This is a genomic window from Geminicoccus flavidas, from assembly GCF_009806515.1.
GTDB lineage: Bacteria > Pseudomonadota > Alphaproteobacteria > Geminicoccales > Geminicoccaceae > Geminicoccus > Geminicoccus flavidus.
The window spans coordinates 1-4,219 of sequence record NZ_WUJP01000558.1; the positions used below are offsets into that span (position 1 = coordinate 1).

Here is a 4,219-nt window from a genome sequence, read left to right on the forward strand (position 1 = left end):
AGATCCATGGCGAGGACGGCAACGACCTAGTGAGCGGCGGCGCCGGCGATGATTTCATCCATGGCGGCAATGGCCGTGACCGGCTGTGGGGCGACGAGGGCCACGACAAGATCTGGGGTGGGGCCGGCAACGACGACCTCTATGGCGGGGCCGGCAACGACGTGCTGCGCGGCGAGGCGGGCAACGACAAGCTGTGGGGCCAAGACGGCTTCAACATGTTGAGCGGTAGTGAGGGCGACGACGAGCTTTATGGTGGCAACGGCCGCGACCGCCTGTGGGGTGATGCGGGCAACGACAAGGTCTGGGCCAGCCAGGGCAATGACGACCTTTATGGCGGGGCCGGCAACGACGCGCTGCGCGGCGAGGGTGGCAACGACCGGATCTGGGGCGATGCCGGGTTCGACGCACTGAGCGGTGGTGCTGGCGACGACACCATCCTGGGCGGCGACAATCGCGACCGGATCTGGGGCGATGCCGGCAACGACCAGCTCTATGGCCAGCATGGGCCGGACGACTTGTATGGCGGGCTGGGCAATGACCTGCTGATGGGCGGGGACGGCAACGACACGCTGTTCGGTGGCGCTGGCGCCGGTCGCGAGGATGATCCTGTCGACGGGGTAGAATGGACCGATCAAGGCGTAGTCCAGGATGGTGACGACCGTCTCGAAGGTGGTGCCGGCGACGACCGGATCTTCGGCGGCACGGGCAACGATCTCATTCTCGGCGGAGACGGCAACGACTATCTTGCGCCCGGGCCTGGAACCAGCGTGGTCTATGCGGGTGCCGGCGCCGATCGGATCGAGATGCCCTACGAAGGCTGGTACGCTCAGGACGTGGGCAGCGGCTCGATGATCCTGTTCGCCGGCGACGGCGCCGACCATGCCCTGGGCGGCTGGCTCGACGACAACATGCGCGGCGAAGCCGGCGATGACCAGCTGCATGGCGGCTATGGCGACGACCGGCTGGATGGCGGCGACGGCAATGACTGGCTCTTCGGTGACTATGGCGACGACCGGATCATCGGTGGGGCCGGCAACGACGTCATCTCGAGCGGCAACGGCTCCGCCATCCTGACCGGCGGCGATGGGAGCGACACTTTCAGCTATCGAATGTACAATCCGGACGGGGCATCCGATTATCCAGACTACTATTTCGACCAGGTGAGCGATCTGATCAGCGACTTCTCGCCCGGCGACCGGCTGGCGATCAGCTGGCAGCAGAGCTTCGAGGCCGAGGGCACTCATGTGCGCTACGACTTCAGGCCATCAGACCTGGATTCCGACGGGAACGGCGTGATTGACGAGGCCGACCATGCCGTCAGCAAGGCCATGGCGAGCTTCAATGGCCAGTCAGCGGACAGCCTCACCATCAATCTCGGGGAACTGTTCGGCTCCGTGACGATGCGCCACTCCGGTCAGCCGGACAATGGCATCCCGCCTCATGACCTGCCGCCATCCGGCGGCGACCTGGGCCATGGCACGGTCACCTTGTTCGGCGTGACCAGCCTGACCGCCGCCGACTTCGTGACCTGATCGGCGGGACGCCGTCCGTTCAGATCTGAGTCAGCCCGAAGACCCCGCCGCCGATCACCACCGCCAGCCCCAGCAGGACCAGCAGCCCGTCGCCCACCAGCAGCGCCATGCCGAACAGGGCGATCGCCGCCATCGGGAAGGTGCTGGCGAACGGGATCAGCTCCAGGCCGGGCACGGTCAGCGACAGGAGGATGCAGAGCAGGGCGATGATCCGGACCCAGATGCCGCGGGTCATGAAGGTGAGCCGCCCGTGGAACAGCCGGTCCGCCCAGCCGGCGATCCTGCGCATCTTGTCCATGGCCTTCTCCAGCCGCTCGCCCTGCACGCTGCGCCGGCCGAGAAAGCCCGGAATCCACAGATGGTCGCGCCCGAGCAGCATCTGGCCAGCGACGATCACAATCAGCAGGGCGATTACCGTGGGCAGGCCCGGGATCCCGCCGATCGGCGACATCTCCAGAAGGGCCGGGACCAGGAGGAACGGCCCGTAGCTGCGCTGGCCGACCGCCTCCTTCATCTCGTCCACGGACACCTGGTCCTGCTCCCTCCCCTGCTCGGCCAGCGCGTCCAGGATGTCGCCCAGGCTGCGCGCTTCGGTTGTTCCGCTCAAATCCGCATCCATGGCTGAAGTAGTGGGTGCCGCTTCCGCTAGGCCCGGCAGTCATCCAACCTGCCAGACGGCCACCGGTTCTGCGGAAGGCGCTAGCCATCGCCCTCCCGGGCAAGCCGCAGCGGCAGGCTGTTCTGGACCGCCGTGGCCGCGATGGCGGCCTGGCCCATCGCCACGCTGATCTGGGCCAGCCCCTGGACCACGTCGCCCGCCGCATAGAGGCCGGGCACGGTGGTCTGCTGGTGCGCGTCGACAATGAGCGCACCGTCCGCGTCGTGCGCAGCGCCCAGGGCCATCGCGAGCGCGGAGCGGGCATGCAGGCCCAGTGCCACGTAGAGCGAATCGAACCGGTGCGTCTGGCCGCGCGTCGTCCGGACGGCGAAGCAGTCGCCCTCGATTGCGAGGTCGGTGGCGGGGGCCTCGATGATGTCGATGCCGGCGTCCTGAAGCGTGCGGCGCTCGTCCTCGGGCAGGTCCCAGGGCTCCCGGAGGGTGAGCAGGCTGAGATCGGCCGTGTAGCTGCGCAGGAGCAGCGCCTCGCGGATCCGGCATTTGCCGGATCCGGCAAGGGCGATGCGCCGGCCGATGATCTCGAAGGCATCGCAGATGGGGCAGTAGCGCAGGAGGCCGCGTGCCACCGCCTCATCCAGGTGGGAGAGATCGAGCGGCGGCGGGACGTCGTCGGTGCCGGTCGCCAGCAGCACGGTCGCCGCCTCGTGCCGGCTGCCGTCGTCCAGCCACGCCACGAAGCCACCACCGGGCCGCGACTCCAGCCGCTCGATCCGGCCGAGGACGAGTTCCGCCCCGTAGCGCTGTGCCTGCTGGCGCATCCGCGCCAGGAGCTCGGTGCCGGGGATCCCGTCGGGGAAGCCCGGATGGTTGTGCGATACCGGGATCCAGGCGGCTCGGCTCGCTCCGGTATCGACCAGCAGGCATCGCCGGCGGAAGCGAGCCAGATAGATCGCAGCAGTCAGCCCCGCGGGGCCGCCGCCAATGATCAGGCAATCCATGAACCAACCAATGCCGTGTCCGATGCCAGAAGGTCTCTCAACGGGAGGCGGCGCCCGAACGTTCCATGGAACGGCATGACCGGACGGGCGGTTCTCCTAGAAGGAACCGCATGGAGCGCAAGATGAACAACCAGGATCGCCAGCGTGAACCACGGCGCAGGCCCGGACCGGACCGGCCGGCGGACCGGCGTTCGGAGCGGGGAACCGTCCTGGACGGGCCGGAGGGCCGGGACGACATGCTGCCCGCCAGCGAGCAGGAGGACGGCCGCTTCGACGAGCGCAGCCGTGGTTTCCTCGAGCGCGGCCTCTCGATCCTGCCGCCCGGCTGATGGCAGCACAAGCATGACCGGCCCGGTCACCTACCCGCCCCTCGACCAGCTCAAGCCGGTGGCGGATGGGATCTGGATCGTCGACAGCGGCCCGCACCGGATGCTGGGCATACCGATGCCGGTCCGGATGGCGGTGGTGCGCCTGGCGAGCGGCGATCTAATCCTCCATTCGCCGACCCGCTACCACCAGCCGCTCCGGCGGCAACTGGAGGAGGTCGGCCGGATCCGGCACCTCCTGGCACCGAACATTGCGCACTGGTCCTATCTCCAGACCTGGCAGCGGGAATGTCCCGGCACGGTGACCTGGGCGGCACCGGGGCTGCGGGAACGCCGGCAGGTCCAGCAGTCCGGCCTGCGGATCGACCACGACCTGTCCGGGCGGGCACCGGCCGAATGGGCCGACGAGATCGAGCAGGTGGTCGTCCCGGGCGGCGGCGGCTTTGCGGAGGTGGCGCTGTTCCACCGCAAGAGCCGCACCCTGCTCCTGACCGACTTGGTCGTGAACGTGGAGACGGAGAAGCTGCCTGCCCTGATGCGGCTGGGCACGCATCTGGTCGGCAGCGCCGCGCCGGACGGGCAGGCACCGATCTATCTGCGGCTGGTCATCAACATGAAGCGGAGCCAGGCCGCTCCGGCAGCGCGCCGCCTGATCGACCTGGCACCGGAACGGGTGATCTTCAGCCACGGACGCTGGTTCGAGCGGGACGGCACGCTGGCGCTGGCCCGCTCGCTGCGCTGGCT

Annotated in this window: 5 protein-coding genes; 3 read left to right on the forward strand and 2 right to left on the reverse strand. The window is 68.7% G+C overall.

Annotated features, from left to right (window positions below):
- The coding region (locus tag EQG76_RS15985) for a calcium-binding protein (protein WP_321573471.1) at window positions 1–1,532 on the forward strand (1,532 nt) is incomplete at its 5' end.
- A 19-nt stretch (window positions 1,533–1,551) separates the two neighbouring features.
- On the opposite strand, the gene EQG76_RS15990 is transcribed toward EQG76_RS15985, so the two are convergent.
- Both EQG76_RS15990 and EQG76_RS15995 read right to left on the reverse strand, forming a co-directional pair.
- Window positions 1,552–2,139: an exopolysaccharide biosynthesis protein gene (locus tag EQG76_RS15990; protein ID WP_200840851.1), complete on the reverse strand. Its 588-nt coding sequence runs from the start codon at window positions 2,137–2,139 to the stop codon at window positions 1,552–1,554.
- Between the two features lie 92 nt (window positions 2,140–2,231).
- Window positions 2,232–3,149: an NAD(P)/FAD-dependent oxidoreductase gene (locus tag EQG76_RS15995; protein WP_159715220.1), complete on the reverse strand. Its 918-nt coding sequence runs from the start codon at window positions 3,147–3,149 to the stop codon at window positions 2,232–2,234.
- Window positions 3,150–3,259: 110 nt separating this feature from the next.
- Here EQG76_RS15995 and EQG76_RS16000 point away from each other — a divergent pair, with 110 nt between their 5' ends.
- Together EQG76_RS16000 and EQG76_RS16005 are read left to right on the forward strand one after the other, a co-directional pair.
- Window positions 3,260–3,478: a hypothetical protein gene (locus EQG76_RS16000; protein ID WP_159715222.1), complete on the forward strand. Its 219-nt coding sequence runs from the start codon at window positions 3,260–3,262 to the stop codon at window positions 3,476–3,478.
- A gap of 13 nt (window positions 3,479–3,491) precedes the next feature.
- The coding region (locus EQG76_RS16005; RefSeq protein ID WP_159715224.1) for a DUF4336 domain-containing protein at window positions 3,492–4,219 on the forward strand (728 nt) is incomplete at its 3' end.